This window comes from Streptomyces sp. XY431, from assembly GCF_001279805.1.
Classification (GTDB): Bacteria; Actinomycetota; Actinomycetes; order Streptomycetales; family Streptomycetaceae; genus Kitasatospora; species Kitasatospora purpeofusca.
Genome location: NZ_LGDO01000483.1, coordinates 16,873 through 35,291 on the forward strand (window position 1 = coordinate 16,873; position 18,419 = coordinate 35,291).

11 protein-coding genes are annotated in these 18,419 nt (G+C 74.0%); 3 read left to right on the forward strand and 8 right to left on the reverse strand.

Annotated features, from left to right (window positions below; all coding sequences use genetic code 11):
- Positions 1-7: 7 nt before the first annotated feature.
- The 4 genes from ADK60_RS31535 to ADK60_RS31550 form a co-directional block, all read right to left on the reverse strand.
- Positions 8-1,198 (reverse strand): cytochrome P450, encoded by a 1,191-nt coding sequence (locus tag ADK60_RS31535; protein WP_053650422.1) that lies wholly within the window; start codon positions 1,196-1,198, stop codon positions 8-10.
- 130 nt (positions 1,199-1,328) lie between these two features.
- The gene (locus ADK60_RS31540; protein ID WP_079008841.1) at positions 1,329-10,817 is read right to left on the reverse strand and encodes a non-ribosomal peptide synthetase/type I polyketide synthase; all 9,489 of its coding nucleotides are present in this window, start codon (positions 10,815-10,817) and stop codon (positions 1,329-1,331) included.
- Positions 10,818-11,006: 189 nt separating this feature from the next.
- Positions 11,007-11,885, reverse strand: coding sequence for a sterol desaturase family protein (locus tag ADK60_RS31545; protein WP_079008842.1), 879 nt, complete (start codon positions 11,883-11,885; stop codon positions 11,007-11,009).
- A gap of 179 nt (positions 11,886-12,064) precedes the next feature.
- Positions 12,065-13,096 carry an Lrp/AsnC family transcriptional regulator gene (locus tag ADK60_RS31550; protein WP_053650424.1) on the reverse strand — a complete coding sequence of 344 codons (1,032 nt, stop codon included), beginning with the start codon at positions 13,094-13,096 and terminating at the stop codon, positions 12,065-12,067.
- Between the two features lie 128 nt (positions 13,097-13,224).
- Here ADK60_RS31550 and ADK60_RS31555 point away from each other — a divergent pair, with 128 nt between their 5' ends.
- Complete coding sequence (locus tag ADK60_RS31555; protein WP_053650425.1) at positions 13,225-14,754, forward strand: MFS transporter; 1,530 nt, start codon at positions 13,225-13,227, stop codon at positions 14,752-14,754.
- Here the strand turns inward: ADK60_RS31555 and ADK60_RS31560 are convergent.
- The 4 genes from ADK60_RS31560 to ADK60_RS31575 form a co-directional block, all read right to left on the reverse strand.
- Positions 14,683-16,062, reverse strand: a complete 1,380-nt coding sequence (locus ADK60_RS31560) for a hypothetical protein (RefSeq protein ID WP_053650426.1) — start codon at positions 16,060-16,062, stop codon at positions 14,683-14,685. The genes ADK60_RS31555 and ADK60_RS31560 overlap by 72 nt on opposite strands.
- A gap of 248 nt (positions 16,063-16,310) precedes the next feature.
- A complete protein-coding gene (locus ADK60_RS31565) occupies positions 16,311-16,526 on the reverse strand; it encodes a hypothetical protein (RefSeq protein ID WP_053650427.1) in 216 nt (71 codons plus the stop codon).
- Positions 16,523-16,756, reverse strand: a complete 234-nt coding sequence (locus tag ADK60_RS31570) for a hypothetical protein (protein WP_053650428.1) — start codon at positions 16,754-16,756, stop codon at positions 16,523-16,525. Before ADK60_RS31570 ends, ADK60_RS31565 begins: the two co-directional genes overlap by 4 nt.
- A complete protein-coding gene (locus ADK60_RS31575; protein ID WP_053650429.1) occupies positions 16,753-17,118 on the reverse strand; it encodes an ATP-binding protein in 366 nt (121 codons plus the stop codon). Before ADK60_RS31575 ends, ADK60_RS31570 begins: the two co-directional genes overlap by 4 nt.
- Before the next feature lie 252 nt (positions 17,119-17,370).
- Between ADK60_RS31575 and ADK60_RS31580 the strand changes: the two genes are divergently transcribed.
- The gene (locus ADK60_RS31580) at positions 17,371-18,234 is read left to right on the forward strand and encodes a helix-turn-helix domain-containing protein (RefSeq protein ID WP_053650430.1); all 864 of its coding nucleotides are present in this window, start codon (positions 17,371-17,373) and stop codon (positions 18,232-18,234) included.
- Positions 18,227-18,418, forward strand: a complete 192-nt coding sequence (locus tag ADK60_RS31585) for a DUF397 domain-containing protein (protein ID WP_053650431.1) — start codon at positions 18,227-18,229, stop codon at positions 18,416-18,418. Before ADK60_RS31580 ends, ADK60_RS31585 begins: the two co-directional genes overlap by 8 nt.
- The last annotated feature ends 1 nt before the right edge of the window (position 18,419 follow it).

Consider the following 18,419-nt stretch of genomic DNA (forward strand, 5'->3'; position numbering starts at 1 on the left):
GCGGCGGTCACCAGGCGATCGGGAGCGCCTGCAGACCGTTCACCATCGAGGCCTCCTTCCAGCGCAGTTCGCGCTCGGGGACGGCCAGCCGCAGGCCGGGCAGGCGGGTCAGCACCCGCTCGATCGCCACCTGGAGCTCCAGCCGGGCGAGGTGCGCGCCGATGCAGTAGTGCACGCCGTGGCCGAAGCCGATGTGCGGGTTGCCCGGCCGGTCGAGGACCAGCCGCTCCGGCTCCTCGAACACCTCCGGGTCCCGGTTGGCGGCGGCGGTCGCGATCATCACCGCCTCGCCGGCCCGGATCACCACCCCGCCCAGCTCGACGTCCGCGGTGGCGTAGCGGGGCAGGCTGAAGCCGGTGAGCAGCGGCACGTACCGCATCAGCTCCTCGACCGCCCGGGGGATCAGCTCGGGCCGCTCCCGCAGCCGCGCCACCTCCTCGGGATTGACCAGCAGTTGGTGGAAGAAGTTGCCGATCTGGTTGGTGGTGGAGACGAAGCCGGCGATCAGCAGGTCGCAGGCGATGGAGAGGAGCTCCTCCTCGCCGATCAGCCGCTGCTCGCGGCAGGCCCGGACCAGCGTGGTGAGGAGGTCCTCGCCGGGCTCGCGGCCGCGCAGCTCCAGCACCCCGGCCATGTAGTCGATGAACGCCCGCCCCTCGACCGCGAGCACCTCGCCCGGGGTGACGGCGGAGAGCACCGTCTCCGCCCACTGCCAGAGCATCCGGTGGTCCTCGGCGGGGATGCCGAGCACCTCGCAGATGATGGTGGTCGGCATCGGGATCGCGAAGGCCTCGACCAGGTCGGCCGGGCCGCCCGCGGCGAGGATGCCGTCGAGCAGCTCGTCGGCCAGCTCCGCGGCCCGGATCCGCAGCCGCTCCACCCGGCGGGCGCTGAACTCCTTGGCCACCAGCGAGCGCAGCCGGGTGTGCTCGGGCGGCTCGGTGGAGAACAGGCCGGCGCCGGTGCGGGACACCGGGCGCATCCGGGGCTGGTCCTCGGCCATCGCGGCGGCCAGGCTGAACCTCGGGTCGGCGAGCACCGCCCGGACGTCCTCGTACCGGGTGGCCAGCCAGGCGCCGTCGCCGTACGGCATCCGGATCCTGGCCAGCGGCTGATCGCGCAACTCGGCGTAGCGGGGGTCGAGTTCGAGGCCGTTGGGCTCGAACGGGTAGGTCAGCGGCGGGTGCTGCCGGAGCATGGTCGGATCCGTCTCTCGTGCGGGGGCCGCCTCTCGTACGGGGGCCGCCTCTCGGGCAGGGGCCGTGTCTCGTACGGGGGCCGTGTCTCGGGCGGGGGCGGGCAGGCTCGGGGCCCGCCCGGGGGCCGTCTCAGGACGCATGGGTGGCGGCTCCGGTGAGGATCGACCGGGCGAGCCCGGCGTTGTGGGCGATGAACTCGCGGTCGAGCATCTCGGCATGGGTGCCGAAGCCCTTGAAGACCGCCGTCCGGGTGGCCGAGCTGCCGTGCCAGGCGCCGTCCCGGCCGGCCTCGTACAGCGCCACCTTCTCGTCGTCGGAGATCACGCTGAGCGCGGCGGCGACCACCCCGTGGTTGGGGGTGCGGCTGCAGAACCGCAGGTAGTCCCGGGCCTGTTCGCGGGTCTCCCGGGCGACGGCGGCGGAGCCGGTGTGCCGGTGGAGGTGCTCGGCGAGTTCGGTCTCGAAGGCCTGGAGGTGCTCGTCGGCGAGGTCGAAGGACTCCGGGATCCGGTGCGAGTCCATGATCACCACATTGGGCACCGCGCGGCCGCGCCGCTCCAGCTCCTTGGCGACCTCGAAGGCGAGGTTGCCGCCGAGCGAGTAGCCGAGCAGCGCGCACGGGCCCTCCGGCTGGAGCGCCTCGACCAGGTCGGCGTACTGGTCGACCTTGTCGTCCCCGGACACGTAGTTGAAGGCGATCGTGCGGTACTCCGGCAGGTGCGCCGCGAACTGCCGGTACACCAGCCCGTGGCCGCCCGCCGGCGGGAAGCAGAACAGCGTCTGCCGCTGCTCCTGGTTGAAGCCCAGGTAGGGCTGGGCGCCCTCGATCCGGCCGGTGATGATGTGCTCCACGGTCTTCGCCATCCCGTGCAGGGTGGTGACCTTGAACAGCTGGCTGACCGGGATGCTGATGTTGAACTCGGCCTGCAGCCCGTGGATCAGCTCGATCAGTCTGATCGAGGAGCCGCCCGACTCGAAGAAGTCGTGCTGGAGCCCCGGCTCCTCGACGCCGAGCAGTGCGCGCCAGTGCTCGGCCATCCGGACCTCGTAGAGGGTGACCGGCGGCTCGGCGGCCTCGGCGGCGTCCGTACGGGGCTCGGGCAGCGCCGCCACGTCCACCTTGCCGTTGGCGGTGAGCGGCAGCGCGGGCAGCTCGGTGAAGTGGGTCGGGATCATGAAGGTCGGCAGCTGCCCGGCCAGGTGGCGGCGGAGCGCCCGGTGGTCGAAGGTCCGGCCGGGCGCCGGCACGCAGTACGCGCAGAGCACGTGCTCGCCGCCGCGGTCCGCCCGGACGGTGACCACCGCCCGGGCCAGCTCGGGCCATTCGGCCAGCCTGGTCTCGACCTCGCCCAGCTCGATCCGGTGGCCGCGCACCTTGATCTGGGAATCGGCCCGGCCGAGCAGGTGCACCCCGCCGTCGGCGTCCCAGCGGGCGAGGTCCCCGGTGCGGTAGAGCCGGACCGGCTCGGTGCCGTCGGCGCCGCCGAGCGGCAGGGTGGCGAAGCGGCGCGCGGTCTGCTCCTCGTCGCCGAGGTAGCCGAGTGACACGCCGGAGCCGCCGATCCACAGCTCCCCGGTCACCCCGGGCGGGACCGGCCGGCCCTGGGCGTCGAGCAGGTGGAAGGCGCTGTTCGGGAACGGCCGCCCGATCGGGACCATCCGGCTGGGCTCCAGCCCGTCCGTCGGCCCCTCGAAGTACGCGCTGTCGATGGTGGTCTCGGTGAGCCCGTAGGAGTTGACCAGCCTGGTCCGCGGGCCGCACAGGGCGCTCAGCCGCCGGTACTCCTCGACCTTCCAGACGTCCGAGCCGACCACCAGCAGCCGCATGAACGCCAAGTCCCGCCCGGTGCGTTCGCAGTGGTCCAGCACGGTGCGGACCACCGCCGGGACGAACTCCGCGGCGTCCACCCGCTCGGTGCGCATCACCTCGTACAGCCGGGCGGTGTTGAACAGCAGCTCCCGGCCGACCAGCACCAGGGTGCCGCCGGAGCACAGCGCGCGGACCACGTCGCCGGTGAAGACGTCGAAGGCAGGGCCGGCCATCTGGAGGTGGGTCCGGGCGTCGGTGTCCAAGCGGTACTCGGCCTGCCAGGCCCGGTACGCCGAGGCGAGGTTGCCGTGGGAGACCCGCACCGCCTTCGGCCGACCGGTGGAGCCGGAGGTGTGGATGACGTAGGCCGGATCGTCGAGGCCCACCGGCACGTCGGTGAAGCCGTCGTCCTCGCCGGGGCGATCACCCTCGGCGGACCCGTCGGCGCCGAGTTCGGCGGGGGTGACCAGCCGGGCCGGGAGTCCGCCGAGCCGCTCGATGTCGTCGCCGACCAGCAGCCCGGCCCCGGTGTGGCCGACCAGGTACGCCAGCCGCTCCACCGGGTGGCCCGGGTCCAGCGGCAGGTAGGCCGCGCCGGTACGGAGCACCGCCAGCAGCGCCACGATCAGCTCCGGCGACTTCTCCAGGCAGAGCGCGACCACCGTGCCCGGACCGGCGCCCAGCGCCCGCAGCCGGGCGGCGGCCCGCCGGGAGCGCCCGGCCAGCTCGCCGTACGTCAGCCGGGCCGTCGGACCCGACTCGGCCGGCACCGCCACCGCGGGCGCCGCCGGGTCGGCCGCCGCCGCGCGCAGCACCAGCTCGTGGACCGGCTCGGCGAACGGCACCCGCCGGTCGGCGCCGCTCCACTCCCGGAGCACCACGGCCCGCTCCTGCTCGCCGAGCAGCTCCAGCCTGGTGGCCGCCCGCTCCGGCCCCGCCGTGGTCAGCGCGTCGAGCAGATTGACGTAGTGGCGCGCCATCCGCGCCGTCGTTTCGGGCAGGAAGAGGTCGGTGTTGTACTTGAAGACGCAGTGGAAGCGGCGCTCGGCCTCGTCCTCGTAGGCGGACAGGGTGAGGTCGAACTGACCCTCCTCCTCGGGGAGTTCGATGTACTCCAGGTGGTAGCCGTACTTCTCGGTGGCGACCTTGTGGTGCAGCAGGATGAACATCGCCTGGAAGACCGCCGAGCGGCTCGGGTCGTGCTGCAGTCCGAGCTGCTCCACCAGCAGCACGAACGGGTACTCCTGGTGGTCCAGCCCGCCGAGCACGGTGGTCCGCACCCGCTCCAGCAGCTCGGCCACGGTCGGCCCGCCGGCCAGCGAGACGTGCAGCGGCAGCGGGTTGACGAAGTAGCCGTAGACGCCGGCGAACTCCTCGTCGGTGCGGCCCGTCACCGGGCTGCCGACGATGATGTCCTCCTGGCCCGCGTAGGCGTGCAGCAGCAGGTAGTAGGCGCTGAGCAGCACCATGAAGACGGTGACGTTGTGCGCGCGGGCCAGCGCGTGGACCCGGGCGCTGAGCTCCTCGTCCAGGACGAAGAACTCGGAGGCGCCGTTGTGGGTCTGCACCGCCGGGCGGGGCTTGTCGGTCGGCAGGCTGAGCAGCGGCACCTCGGCCGGCAGGTGCGAGCGCCAGTACTCCAGCATCCTCGGCGCCTCGCGGCCGGCCAGGAAGGCGTTCTGCCGGTTGAGGAAGTCCAGGTAGCGGGCGGCGACCGGGGGCAGCTCGGGCGCCCGGCCCCGGCGCAGCCCCTCGTAGACGGCCAGCAGCTCCTCGATGAAGGTGAAGGTGGAGATCGCGTCCGAGATGATGTGGTGGACGGCCTTCATGATCACCCAGCGGGCCGGGCCGCGCCGGAACAGCCGGAACCGCACCAGCGGGTCCCGCTCCAGGTCGTACGGCCGGCGGTACTCGCGGACGATCATCGCGTGGATGTCGTCCCAGGCCAGGTGCTCCACGTCGAAGACGTCGAAGTCCGGCTCCACCTCGGCGGAGATCCGCTGCACCGCCCGGCCGCCGTCGAGCACGAAGTTCGCCCGCAGGCTCGGGTGGCGCTCGACCATCGCCCGGAAGGCCGCGGCCATCAGCTCGGGCTCCAGCTCCACCCGCACCTCGACCGCGCCGCCGATGTTGTAGGCGAAGCCGTCCGGGTTGAGCTGCTTGAGGAACCAGAGTGCCTTCTGGTTGTGGGTCAGCGGGTGGGCGGACTCGTCCTCGTAGCGCTCCACGGCCGCCCCCGGACCGGTCGGCTCCTCGTCCAGCAGCTCGGTCAGCGACTCGTGCAGCCGGGCGACCAGCTCGGCCACCGGCGCGTTCCCGAGCAGCGCCACCACCGGGAGGGTGACCCCGAGTTCGCCGCTCAACCGGGCCCGCAGCTCCATCGCCAGCAGTGAGTCCAGGCCGAGGCCGCCGAGGCCGGCGGCCGGGTCGATCCGGTCGGCCGGCACCCGCAGCACGGTGGCGGCCAGCTCGGCGAACAGCTCGGTGAGCAGCGCCCGCCGCTCCTCCTCGCCGGCCGTCCGCAGGGTGTCCAGCAGTCCGGTCCGTTCGGCGGCCGGCGCGGACTCCCGGGCGGCCGCGGCGAGTTCCGTCACCAGCGGCGGCGGGGCCGGGTACCAGGAGAGGAAGACCGGCCAGTCGACCACGGTGGCGACCAGCAGTTGGGCCCGGTCCTGGCCGAGCACCCGCTCCAGCACGGCCATACCGGTCTCCGGGGCGAGCGAACTCATGCCCCGGCTGTGCCGGTAGTGGTCGATCAGGCCGAGCTCCTCGATCATCCCGGTGGCCCAGGGGCCCCAGTCCAGGCTGAGCGCGGGCAGGCCGAGCGCCCGGCGGTGATGGGCGAGGGCGTCCAGGAAGGCGTTGCCTGCCGCGTAGTTGGTCTGGCCGGCGGTGGTCAGCAGGGAGGCGATCGAGGCGAACAGCACGAAGTGGTCGAGCGGCTCCCCGGCCAGCTGACGGTGCAGGGCGAAGGCGCCGAGCACCTTGGGGCCGTACACGGTGTCGAAGGCCGACCGGTCCAGCTCGCCGACCAGGGTGTCCCTGACCTGCCCGGCGAGGTGGAAGACGCCCCGGACCGGCGGCCGGTCCAGCCGGCGGTACTCGGCCAGCCAGGCGGCCAGCGCGGCCTCGTCGGTGACGTCCAGCGCGGCCGGGACGACCTCGGCCCCGAGCTCCTCCAGCTCGCGCAGGAAGGCCGCCCGCTGCCCGTCCCGGCTCTCCGGGTCGAGCATCCGCCACTGTTCGCGCGGCGGCGGTGTGCTGCGGCCGACCAGGATCAGCCGGCGGGCGCCGCGCTTCACCAGCGTGCGGCAGAGCAGCTGCCCGAGCGCCCCGAACGCCCCGGTCACCAGGTAGGCGCCGTCCGCCCGCAGCCGCGGCGCCAGCGGGCGGCTGAGGCCCTCGGCGGTCCGGAGCCGGCTGGTCAGCCGCCGGCCGCCGCGCAGCGCGATCTCGTCCTCGTCGGCCAGCGCGAACTCGCGCAGCAGCGCCTCGGCCGCCGCGTCCGCCTCGATGCCCGTGGCCGGGAGGTCGATCAGCTTGCCCTGATGGGTGGGGAGCTCCTGGTGCCGCAGGACCCGGGTGATGCCCCAGGCCGGGGCGGCGAGCGGCTCGACGGGCTCGCCGGGGGCCACGGCCTGCGCGGCCCGGGTGACCACATGGAGGCGGCAGTCCGGGAGTTCGGCCGCCAGCAGGGCGGCGAGGGTGACCAGGCTGTAGGCGCCGGGCGCGGTGTGGCCGGCCACGGTGGCGGGGTCGGCGGTGGCCAGCCCGGGGCGGTCGAGGTTCCACAGGTGGACCACGGCGGCCGGGTCGGGGACGCCCTCGGCCCGCCGGTCGGCGAGCAGCCGGGCCAGGTCCTCGGCCGAGCCCGGCTCGACGGTGGCCGGGCGGCCGTCGGCGGCGGCCCGGTAGCCGGTGCCGGGGCGGACCCGCAGGCAGCTGCCGCCGCGCGCGGCGATCCGCTCGGCCAGGGCGTCCGCGACCCCGCCGCCGTCGGCGAACAGCAGCCAGTGGTCGGGGTGTTCGGCCAGCAGGTCCGGGGCGTCACCGGCGGCCGGAAGCTCCGCCCAGGCCGGTTCGGCGAGCCAGCCGTCGATGGTGCCGAGGCCGACCGCGGTGGCGGCCCGCTCGACGTCGGCGGCCCGGAAGCCGGTGATCCCGCCGAGCGGGGCGCCCTGCTCCTCGTACACCGCGAGGTCGCCGAGGAGTTCGGCCCCGGCGTCCCGGGTGACGGTGGCGTGCACCCAGAGCGGGCGGTCGCCGACCGCGTCCAGCCGGACCTCCTCGATCGCCACCGGCAGCCGGATCCCCCGGCCGTCGGCCGGCCGGTCGGCCAGCAGCTGGGGCGTCAGCAGGGTCTGGAAGAAGGCGTCCATCACCACCGGGTGCACCTGGTGCCGCTCGCCCTGCCCGGCGACCCCGGCGGGCGGGCGGATCCGGGCGAGTGCCTCGCCGGGTCCGATCCAGACCTCCTCGATGCCCTGGAAGGCGGGGCCGTAGTGGTAGCCGAGCGCGGCGAGTGCGGCGTAGCAGTCGGGCCCGGCGAGCCGGCGCAGCGCCCGCCCGCGGACCGCCTCCGCGTCCAGCGGGCGGCCGGACCGGCGGCGCTGGCCGGGGCGGACGGTGCCGACGGCGTGCACGGTGCGCTCACGGCCCTCGCCGGTGGCGACGGTGAAGGCGCCCTGCTCGGCGCAGAGGGTGAGCCGGACGGCGCGGCTCTCGTCGTCCGGCAGCAGCAGCGCCTTGCGCAGCTCGATGTCGGCCAGGGCGGCGTCCGTCCCTCCGGTGAGCGCGCGGACCGCCTGGACGGCCATCTCCAGATAGCCCGCGGCCGGGAACACCACGTCGCCCTGGATCCGGTGGTCCTCCAGGTACGGCAGGGCCTCGGCGTCCAGCCGGGCCTCCCAGGCCGGTTCGGCACCGGGCAGCCGGCGGCCGAGCAGCGGGTGGTCGACCCGCCCCTGCCGCACCTCGGCGACCGCCTGAGGCTCGACCCAGTGCCGGTCGCGCCGGAACGGGTAGCGGGGCAGCGGGACGATCCGCCCGGCGGGCTGGAGCACCGACCAGTCGACCTCGACGCCGAGGTTGTGGAGTGCGGCCAGCGAGGCGGTGAAGGTGGCCTGTTCGTCCTCCTGGCGGCGGATCGAGGGCAGGGTCCGCGGCTCGGGCCGGTCGGCCGTGCCCGGGTGGGCCTCGACGGTCTCCTGGATCGAGCGGCCGAGCACCGGGTGCGGGCCGATCTCCAGGAACAGGCCGTAACCGTCGTCGGCGAGCCGCTCCACGGCCTGCCGGAAGCGGACGCTGTCGCGGACGTTGTGCCACCAGTACCCGGCGTCCAGCTCGGTGCCGCGCGCGGTGCCCTCGCGGCCGGTGAGGTAGAGCGGGGTCTGCGCCGGGCGGGCCTTGATGTCGGCGAGCGACTCCAGCAGCTCGTCCTTGATCAGGTCCATCCGGGCGCTGTGGTACGGGACTTCGACGGTCAGCGGGCGGGCGAAGACCTGCTCGGCGGTGAGCGCGGCGGCCAGTTCGGCGAGGGCCGGAGCGTCCCCGGCGAGGGTGAGCGCGGTGGGGCTGTTCACGGCGGCGACCGAGACCGCGCCCCCGTACGGGCGGATCCGGCGCAGCGCCTCGGCCTCGGTGAGCGAGACCGCGAGCATGCCGCCGGTACCGGCCAGCTCCTGCTGGAGGCGGCTGCGGTGGAACACCACCTTGACCGCGTCGGCGAGGTCGTAGACCCCGGCCTCGTAGAAGGCGGCGACCTCGCCGGTGGAGTGGCCGACGATCGCGTCCGGCCGCACGCCCCGGCTGCGCCAGAGCGCGGCCAGGCCGGTCTGGACGGCGAAGTTGGCGGGCTGGGCGAGCCAGGTCTCGGCCATCCGGGACGCCGCCTCGTCGGCGGTGAGCTCGTCGATCAGCGACCAGCCGGCCAGCTCGGCGAGGTGCTCGGCGCAGGACTCGACGGCCTCCCGGTAGACCGGTTCGGTGGCGAGGAGCCGGCGGCCCATCGCCCACCACTGCGGGCCCATCCCGGTGAAGACCCAGGCGAGTCGGCGGTGCCGGGCCTCGCGGCGGTGGCCGGTGAGGACCCGGGGGTGCGGTTCACCGCGCAGATGGGCGGTGAGCGCCTCGTCGAGCGAGGCGCGGGCGGCGTGCTCGCGGGCGTCGTAGACGACCGAGAGCCGGGCGTCGTGGTGCTGGCGGCGGTGGGCGAGGGTGTGGCCGAGGTCGGTCGGGCGGGCCGGGCTGCCGCCGCGGACACCGGCCAGTTCGGCCTGGACGCCGGCGGCCAGTTCGGGCAGCGCGGCGGCCTCCCTGGCGGTCAGCGGCAGCACCGTCCAGCGCGGGCGCCCCTCGGCCGGTCCGGGCGCGGCGCTCTCCTCGGCGGCGTCGGCCGGGGCGGGCACGGGCGCCGGTGAGGGCTCCGGCGCGGCCTCCAGCAGGACGTGGGCGTTGGTGCCGCCGAAGCCGAAGGAGTTGACCCCGGCCCGGGCCGGGCCCTCGTGGGCCGGCCAGGGGGTGACCTCGGTGGGGATCTCGTACGGCAGGGCGGCCGGGTCGATCGCCGGGTTGAGCCGCTCCAGATTGATGTGCGGCGGCACCGTCCGGTGCTTGAGGGCGAGCGCGGACTTGATCAGCCCGGCCAGGCCGGAGGCCGACTCGGTGTGCCCGATGTTGGTCTTGACCGAGCCGACGTAGCACTTGTCGCCCGGGCGGCGCCCGATCGCGAGGGCCCGGGCCAGGGCGCCCGCCTCGATCGGGTCGCCGACCGGGGTGGAGGTGCCGTGCGCCTCGACGTACTGGAGGCTGCCGGGGACGATCCCGGCCTCGGCGCAGACCCGCTCGATCAGGGTGACCTGGGCGTCCGGGTTGGGCACGGTGATGCCGTTGGTGCGGCCGTCCTGGTTGACGCCGCTGCCGATGACGACGGCGTGCACCGGGTCGCCGTCGCGCAGCGCGTCGGAGAGCCGTTTGAGCGCGACCACCGCGACGCCCTCGGCCCGGACGTAGCCGTCGGCCGCCGCGTCGAAGGTGCGGGAGCGGCCCTGCGGGGAGAGGAAGCCGCCCTTCGTCTCCGCGATCGTGTACTGCGGGGCGATGTGCAGCAGGGTGCCGCCGGCCAGGGCGAGGTCGGTCTCGCCGCGCTGCAGGCTCTGCACGGCGAGGTGGACGGCGACCAGGGAGGAGGAGCAGGCGGTGTCGAGGGAGACGCTGGGGCCGCGGAAGTCGAAGCAGTGCGAGATGCGGTTCGACACCATCGTCATCATGGTGCCGGTGGCGGTGTGCGCGGCGAGGGTGTCGAAGGAGAGGTCCGAGAACTGGACGATCTTGTAGTCCAGGGTGAACGCGCCGACGTAGACGCCGACCTCACGGCCGGCCAGTTCGGCCGGCTTCTGTCCGCCGTCCTCCAGTGCCTCCCAGGCCACCTCCAGCAGCTTCCGCTGCTGCGGGTCCATGTGGTCGGCCTCGCGGCCGCTGATGCCGAAGAACGCCGGGTCGAACTCGTCGAAGCCGTCGATGTAGCCGCCCCGGCCGCCGACCAGCCGGCCGGGCTTGGCCTTGTCCCGGCTGCCGAGGGTGGCGACGTCGTAGCGGCTGCGCGGGGTCGGGGTGATGCAGTCCTTGCCGTCGAGGAGGTTCTGCCAGTAGGAGCGGTGGTCGCTCGCCCCGCCGGGCAGGCGGCAGCCGATCCCGATGATCGCGATCTTCTCCCGTCCGGTGCCTGGCGCGGCGGACGGGCCGCCGGGGGCGGTGCGTTCGGAGGGATCGGGGAGGTCCGGGGAGGTGACGAAGCGGGAATCCGTCATAGGAGTCGAGTCCTTGGGTCGCTGCGTTCGCGCGCGCGGGCGGGCTGCGGGAGCGCCGCGCGCGCCGGGGGGGACAGCGGCCGCGCGCCGGGTTCCGGGCAGGCCGGAAGCCGGGTCGGCCGCAGGGGCGAGCCGGTCGGGAGGAGGAGCGGGGACGGAGCGGGACGGGACGGTGGGACGGGGCGCGGCTCAGGTGGTACCGGTCGGGGACCGCTGGGCCCGGGCGGGGCGGCGCCAGGCCTGGAGGTGGCTGGCGACCACCCGGCCGGTGGCGGGGAAGTCGGCCGGGTTCGCCAGCCCCACCGCGAGCGGTCGGCGGCCGGGCCGCCAGGTGAAGCTGCCGAAGGCGTGGTCCCACACCGACAGGTCGGAGCCGTAGTGCCCGGCCTCCGCCAGATCGGTGCTGTGGTGCAGGCGGTGCTGCTCCGGACCGGCGAGCACATGGTTGAGCGGGCCGATCCGGACATCGATGTTGGCGTGCACGAAGTAGCCCTGAGCGACGACGAACATGCCGACCACGAACACCGTCGGCTCCGAGAACCCGGCCGCGGCCAGCGCGAGCTGGACGGCGCCCTGGGTGAGCAGCACGTCCAGCAGGTGGTTGACCCCGTTGTTGCCGACGTTCACCTTGTCGGGCACGTGGTGGATGCCGTGCAGCCGCCAGAGCCGCGGACTGGTGTGGCACCAGCGGTGGACCAGGTAGTTGGCCAGCGATCCGAGCAGCAGGGCGGCCGGGATCTCCACCCAGGGCGGCAGGGCCGACCGGGGCGGGGCCAACCAGCCGACGAGGGCCGCCACGGGCACCTGGGACAGTGCCCCGCCGATCATCGTCAGCAGGAAGTAGACGCCGTACCAGCCCCACTCGCGCACGCTCGGAGACCATTCCGGTTCGTACGGAATCAAACGTTCGAGCAGGGACATAAAGGCGATCACGCCGAGCAGGAACAGCTGGTTCACCCGGTCGAAATCCCAGCGCAGACGCAGGGCCGCGACGGCTATCCCGACCAGGACGACCAGCAGGAACGGGTAGGCGACGTGGCGCAGCACGGTTCGAACCTGCTCGCCCATGACGACCCCCTTCGCCGTCCGCGGCCGAACGGTCACCAAAAGTGTTCGTTCAGATACTAAGGGTGCCCCGAAGTCATGGCGAGGCATTTTCGAGGGGAATCATGGAATTCTCGATTTGTCTGATGATCTGTAGACAAATAATTAGCCAGGGCCCGCGACAATCCGGCCAGGGGCAGGCTTTATGGATTATTCGATGACGGAATCATCATCCCGGCACGTTTGACGCTCCGGAGCAGCGGAGCCGTCTCCACCGCGACCACCCCCTCCAGCTCGCCCAGCCCCTGCGTCAGGTAGTCGTAGAACGCCCCGGTGTCCCGGCAGACCAGCCCCGCCACCAGGTTGCTCGGCCCGGTGGTCGCCGCCACGAAGCCCACCTCCGGGTGCTCCGCCATCGCCCGGCCGACCTCCGCCAGCCGCCCCGGCGCCACCGTCAGCCAGCAGAACGCCTCCACCTCGAAGCCGAGCGGGCGGGGGTCCACGTCCACGTCGAAGAAGAGCAGCCCGCCGTCGACCAGCGCGGCCAGCCGCCGGCGCACCGTCGTCTCCGGGCTCCCCGTCCCGGCCGCCAGCGCGGCCAGCGGGGCCCGCCCGTCCACCGCGAGCGCCGCCAGCAGCGCCCGGTCCAGCCCGTCCGGGACATCTGGAACGTCCGGAGCGTCCGGCCCGCCCGGGGCACTCGGCCCGGCACCCGGGGCATTCGGCCCGGCTCCCGCCGCGGCGCGGAGCCGGCCGATCTGCTCCTCGGTCAGCGTCGAGGTCCGCCCGCTCCACGCCACCTGCCCGCCGACGTAGGTGCGCAGCAGGTAGTGCGCGGAGACCGACAGCACCCGCGGGCTCCGGGGCAGGGCGCCGAGCAGCAGTTCCTCGCGCTCCGGCCGCAGCCGCGCGCGGGCGTTGCAGACGATCTCACCGCCGGACAGCAGGCTCACCCAGGAGGTGTCCGGCCGCCGGGCCAGCGCCTCGGCGAGCGGGGCGGCGGCGTCGGGCACGCACCGGATCCGGGTCAGCCAGTCGACCTGGCCGAGCCGCCGGGCGTCGGTCCGCCCCACCACCCGCACCACCCCGGCGGCGCGCAGCCGCTGGTAGCGGCGGGCGACCGTCTGGTCGGACACCCCGAGCACCTCGGCGATCCGCCGGAACGGCGCCCGGCCGTCCAGGTGCAGGGCGTGCAGCAGCGCCCGGTCCAGTCCGTCCAGCGTCACGGTTTCCACCAGCCGGATGGTAGGTGATGTCGAGATCCACCGGAACCGCCCCCGTGAGCGGCGCGACAGCGGCCGCCGGACCGAGAGTGACGGGGCGTCCGGCCGCAAGGGCCGGGCCTGGACGAGGGGGAACGGGGATGCGCAAGTGGGGACCGCTGGTCGCGGTCTGTCTCGGGGTGTTCATGCTGCTGACGGACGTCAGCATCGTGATCGTGGCCCTGCCGGACATCGGCGCCGGGCTGGACATGGACTTCGACGGCCTGCAGTGGGTGCTCGACGGCTACGCGCTGGCGCTGGCCGCACTGCTGCTCGGCCTCGGCGCCCTCGCCGACCGGGTGGGCCGCCGGCGGGTGTACACGGGGGGCCTGGTGGTGTTCGCGCTCGCCTCGCTGGCCTGCGGCCTCGCCCCGGACGGCGCCACCCTGGTGGGGGCGCGGATCGTCCAGGCGGGCGGCGGCGCGGCGATGTTCGCCACCGCGATGGCGCTGCTCAACCTCGCCTACCGGGGCCGCGACCGGGCGGTGGCCTTCGGCGTCTGGGGCTCCGTCAGCGGCGCGGCGGCGGCCGTCGGGCCGGTGGCCGGCGGTGTGCTCACCGAGTACCTGGGCTGGCGGTCGATCTTCCTGGTGAACCTGCCGCTCGCGCTCGCCGCCGTGGTGCTGGCCCGGCGGACGCTGCCGGAGTCCCGCGACCCCGGCGCCCGCCGGCTCGACCTGCCCGGCGCCGCGGCCTTCACCGTCGCGGCCGGGGCGGCCGTACTGGGGCTGATCCGGGGCGGGACGGACGGCTGGACCTCACCCGCCGTGCTGGGCGCGGGCACGGCTGCGGCCGTGGCGCTCACCGTGTTCGCGCTGGTCGAACGGCGCAGCCCGCACCCGCTGCTGGCGCCCGCGCTGCTGCGCCGGCCGGCCTTCACCGGGGTCCTGCTGTGCGGCGCCCTCTACTCGGCCACCGCCTTCTCCGGCCTGCCGTACATCTCGCTGTGGCTGCAGTCGGTGCTCGGCCTCGGCCCGATGGCCGCCGGGCTCACCCTGCTGCCGATGAGCGTCGTCGCCTTCGCCGTCCCGGCGCTGGCGGGCCGCCGGCTCGCCGCCCTGCCGGTCGCGGTGCCGCTGGCCGGCGGCCTGGCCGTGATCGGGCTGGGCACGCTGCTGCAGGGCGTCCTGGACGGCTCCTCGGGCTGGGCCGCCCTGCTGCCCGGCCTCGCCCTGACCGGCCTCGGGATCGGTGCGGTCAGCCCGGTCCTGGCGTCCGCCGCGATGGCGGCCGTCCCGCCCGAGCGCGGCGGCATGGCCGGCGGCGCCCTCAACACCTTCCGGCAGCTCGGCCAGGCGCTCGGCATCGCCGTCCTCGGGCTCGTCCTGCACGGGGGGCTGCGCGACGCCCTGGCCGGGCACCCGGCGGCCGGCCCCGACCCGGACGCCACCGCCGGCGCGCTGGCCGCCGGCCGGCCCCCGGCCGGGCTGCCCGGGGAACTGCTCCGGACCGCCTTCGCCACCGGCCTCGACCGCACCCTGCTGGCCGCCGGCCTCACCGCCCTGGCGGGCGCCGCGCTGGTCGCGGTGCTGCTGCGGCGCCGGCCGGAGGCGGCGGGGTCACCGCACGGCCAGCCGCCAGCGGCCCTTGAGGCCCCAGGTCTGGACCGCCACCAGACAGCCGGACGGTAGCTCCACCGGCACGTGCCGCCGCCGACCGAAGGTGCTGGTGGCGCCGAGCGGGTTCAGCCGCTCGTCCAGCACAGTCGCCTCCGCGAGCCCTCCGTGCCACCGCCCGGTCCGCACGGTCAGCCGCCCCGGAGGCCCGGCCCAGCGGACCACCTCGGCCCCCAGGCCGGCCAGCCGACCGTCGAAGACGGGCACCGCCGCGAGCGGGACCACCTCCAGCCGCCAACGGCCGCGGCTCTCCACCCGGACCTGCTCCGGTTCGTCCGGCTCCGGCGGGCCGCCGACCGGTATGGCGCCGCCCCACTCCTCCGGGCTGCCGTACCTGGTCGCGATCCGCCGTCCCCCGGCCTCGACCGTGACGGACGAGGCCTTGTCCGCGAGCGACCAGGCCCGCAACACCGCCGGGGGCCCGGTGTAGGCCAGGACGTCGTGTCCGGTGCCGTCCGCCCGGCCGACCAGCTCACGGGCCTCCTCGACCGGCAGCAGTTCCAGCCGCCACGCGCGTCGGCCGCGGGTCACCTCGGCCCGGAACGGGCCGAGCGCCCGCCGGTCCGGGTCGGCCCGCACCAGTACACGCTGGACACCGTTCTCCGCCATGACATGGACGAACGCCAGCCTCCGACCGGCGTGGTCCTCCAGTCCCAGCAGGACTCCGTCCGCCGTCTCGACCTCCAGCAGGGCCGGACCCGTCCCGTCGGGCCACGCGAACACCTCGCGGCGGTCCCCGATGCCGTGCCGCACCGTGTCCGTCGACGGCGGCAGGTCCGCCGGGCGGCCGGTGAGCGACCACTCCTCCCCCTGCTCGACCACCAGCAGCTGCGGGCCCTCCAGCAGCAGCGTCCAGTTGTCCGACCCGTACAGCTTCCCGACCCGGTCACCGGTCGCCAGCACCTCCCGGTCGCCGTCCGCCGTGGGCCGGACCAGCCGGAAGAGCTGGGCGTCCTTCGCCGAGGACCGGTGCGTGACGTCGACCAGCACAGTGCCGCCCGGGTGGACCAGCACCCGGGGACCACCGCCGGTGACCCGGCCGGTCAGCTCGGCCGCCTCCGCCGGATCGTGCAGCCGCAGCTGCCACCGGCGTGGGCCGGTCACGGTGATCCGGCGCAGCTCCTCCTGCCGTGCCGGGGGGACCAGCACGCTCCAGGCCCCCTTCCCCCGGTGCAGCTCGGTGCCGTCCGCCCCGCCCGCGAGCACGGTGATCTCCTCCAGCCTGTCCACCGTCACGGTCAGCACCACCGTCCGGGCCGGGGCAGGGTAGTCGACCTCCACCGTCCTCCCGCCCCGGGCGGTCCACTCCGTCCGTTCCCCCATCACGACCTCCCCTTCGACGGCAGTGTCGCCACCGGGTGGCGACGGGCACCACCCCGCGGACGTCACAACCCCGCGACACCGCCGCGGGGCGGGACCGATCTGGCGGGGACAGCGGCCGTCGTGCCCCCGGCACTGGCGCTGCGGGGCGGTGACGGCCGCAGCATCCTCGCCGGCATCGCGGGCGAGGCGGGCTGAACCGACAGCCGGAGTGGGAAGTCGGAGGAGCCGACTTCCCACTCCGGGGATGGTCACTGGGGTATGTGGGGTTGGTGGTCGGTCTGGTGGGCGGTCCAGGTGTGTTCGGTGGTGCCGTCGGGGAGGGTGTGGGGTTCCCAGTGCCCATTGCGGGTGATCGGCGGCGGGGGCGGGCCGATCTTGAGGGCGGTGACGACGCCGGTGACGACGGTGGCGATCGCGAGCGCCAGGAGGACGGCGAAGGCCGCCCCGATGAGGAAGGTGCTCACCTCCGGGGCACCTCCCGGAGCAGGGTGAGGAGGTTGAGGAGGGTCGAGACCGGGGCGTCTCCGAAGTTGACCAGCAGTCGGCCGTCGATGGTGGGGTCCGAGACGGCGACGGATCCCCACCGGAGACCGAGCGGCGCGCCCCGCTCGTGGAGTTCGAGGAGGAGGGCGGTGACCTCGGGTTCGGTGTAGGTGCGCAGGTAGGGGTCGTGGGGGTCGATGGGGGTGTTCATACGGCGAAGTCCAGTTCGAACCAGACGACCTTGCCGGTCTTGGTGGGGTCGACGCCCAGCCGGTCGGCGAGGGCGCGCACGAGGTGGAGTCCGCGCCCGGAGACGGCGTAGGGGTCGGCGGAGATCCGGGGTTCGGGCAGGTCGGGGCAGTCGTCGCAGACGGCGACGCGCAGGAGGGTCGGCCGCAGGGAGACCAGCACGGCCGGGGCGGGGCAGCCTCCGTGCTGCCAGGCGTTGACGAAGAGTTCCTGGAAGGCGAGTTCGGCGTCGGCGATGGCGTCCGGCCGCCAGCCGGCGGCGTGGAGAACGGAGCGGAGTTCGGCCCGGACGGCGGAGCAGTCGGGCGGGTTGCAGGCACGCATGGCGAACCTCCAAGGGGAGGGCGAGGGAGGGGGGAGGAACGTACGCCGAAAGCGGGCAGCAGGCGCCTACCGCCGCAGGGAACAGGCGTTACTGACGATCCGTCGGATCGACCTGACGGGACCATATCTCAGAGTCATGGGAAAATTTCCACGGAGCCGAGATATTCGCTCTACCGTGGTAACTCCGGCCGTAGATGGACCCACCTCCGACCGGCGCGGCAGACTGTGAACACCCCGGCACGGAAGGACCCCATGGCTCGACCGAACCCCACCCTCCGCCAACGCAGGCTGGGCGCAGAGCTCCGCAGAATGCGCGAACAGGCCGGCTTCGGCGGCAGCCAACTCGGCCGCGCCGTCGGTATGAACCCGGCCCAGGTGACGCAGATGGAGTCCGGGAAGATCGGCATCAGCGTCGACCGCCTGCGCACCATCGCGGCCGCTTGCATGTGCACCAACCAGCCGTTGATCGATGCCCTCGCGGAGATCATCACCGAACGAGGCAAGGCCGGCTGGTGGGAGTCGTACCGGGGCACACTCGCAGAGGACTTCCTCGAGATCGCCGAGCTGGAGGACCACGCTCACGGGCTCGCGACCTACGCCATCACGTTCGTCCCTGGGCTTCTTCAGACAGCCGGTTACGCCGCGGCTGTCTTCTCGCACGCGTACCCGCCTATCCCCCGGCACGAGATCGACCTCAGAACCGCCTTCCGGATCCAACGCCAACAGACGGTCCGATCCGGCGAAACGAAGTATTCGGCTTTCATCCACGAGGCTGCACTGCGCATGCAGTTCAGCGGCCCCAAGGTCCGCGCCGATCAGCTCGATGCCCTCATCGAGGACTCCGAAGCACCTGGCATCGCCGTTCGAGTACTGCCGTTCGACGCCATCGGCCTCCCGAGCCCCATCGACAACTTCACGTATGCCGAAGGACCGATCCCGGACCTCGACACGGTGCATACCGACACCGGATTCGGAGTCCGGCGACTTGACGCCCCTGCCCACGTGGCAAGGTTCCGGGCCATCCTTGCCAAGATGGACTCGATGGCCCTTTCAGTAGATGAGTCACGAGACTTCATCCAGTCCGTGAGAAAGGAAATGAACCACAGCAATGGCTAACGGCACATGGCAGAAGTCCAGTTACAGCGGATCGAATGATGACTGTGTTGAGTTCCGGAGCGCGGGCGCGCTCGTCGAGCTTCGCGAGTCCGATGACGGCGACGTCATTCTCCACACCGCCCCCGCCACCATCGCCGCACTCCTCCTCGCCATCAAGGGCGGCGAACTCGACCACCACGCTTAAC